General features: G+C 78.0%; 2 pseudogenes. Both read right to left on the reverse strand.

The features are described from left to right. Positions 1-341, reverse strand: a pseudogene (locus tag AB0N76_RS39905) (hypothetical protein); the annotation flags it as partial. Positions 342-372: 31 nt separating this feature from the next. Further along, positions 373-1034 (reverse strand): annotated as a pseudogene (locus tag AB0N76_RS39910) (MFS transporter); the annotation flags it as partial.

A 1034-nucleotide genomic window follows, 5' to 3' on the forward strand; every position in this document is an offset into this window, starting at 1 on the left:
GCCGACGGGACGGCGGGCTCGGTGGGCTCGCTGGGCGCGGTGGGCGCGGTGGGTTCGGCCGGCGCGGCGGTGGGTCCGGTGGGCGTCGGCGCGGCGGCCGGGGGCTCCGGGGTCGCGGGCGGCGCCGGCTCGGACGGCGCGGGGGACGTGGCGGGTGCGGACGGCGTACCGGACGTTGCCGGGTTGCCGGCCTCCGTGTTCGAGCCGCTCAGCGCCCAGCCGCCCGCGCCCACGAGGGTCAGCGCGCAGAACCCCGCCGCGACGCCGACGGCGACCCGGCGGCGACGGACACCGCCGCCCGTGTCCGCGTCCGGCTCCTGCACCCCTGCTTGTTCCTGCACCTGACGCCCCACCCTGTTCCGGCTCTACGTTCTAACTCTGTTCGGATTGCGCGGATGGTAGCAGTGATACGGACACGGATGGCCGCTCGGACCGCAGGCCCGGCGCCAGCAGGGCGGTGACGGCCAGTGAGGCCACGGCGGTGACCGCCATGGCGGTGGCGGCCGTGGTGAGTTCGGCCAGCCCGCCGGCCACCGCCGCGCCCACGCCCTGCCAGGCCAGCATCCCGGAGCTGTGCAGGCCCAGCGCCTGCCCGCTCGACTCCCCCGGGGTCAGCGCCAGCAGCCGTTCCTGGAGCAGCAGCCCGGACGCGTAGCCGCAGGTGGCGACGGTGACCAGGACCACCGCGACCGGCAGCGCCGGTTCCACCGCGAAGCCCAGGTACGGCGCGGCCAGCAGCACGCACAGCGGCACCGCCAGCCGCTCCCGCCACCGCGCCGGCAGCACCCGCGCGGCCAGGACGTCCCCGACCAGCATGCCGAGCGCGCCGAAGGCGAACAGCAGGCCGGCGGCGTCCGGGCGGTACGGCACGTAGAGGGCCTCGACGCCGACGATCAGCCCGTTGGGCACCCAGAGGGCGAGGTAGACGTACCGGCGCCGGGCCGAGGACCAGAGCCGCGCGTTGGCCCGCCAGGTCTCGGCGACCGACGGCCGCCCGGCGGCCCGGGGCGGGCGCCGGCGCAGCCCGCCCCGGG

The organism is Kitasatospora sp. NPDC093806, from assembly GCF_040683335.1.
Classification (GTDB): domain Bacteria; phylum Actinomycetota; class Actinomycetes; order Streptomycetales; family Streptomycetaceae; genus Kitasatospora.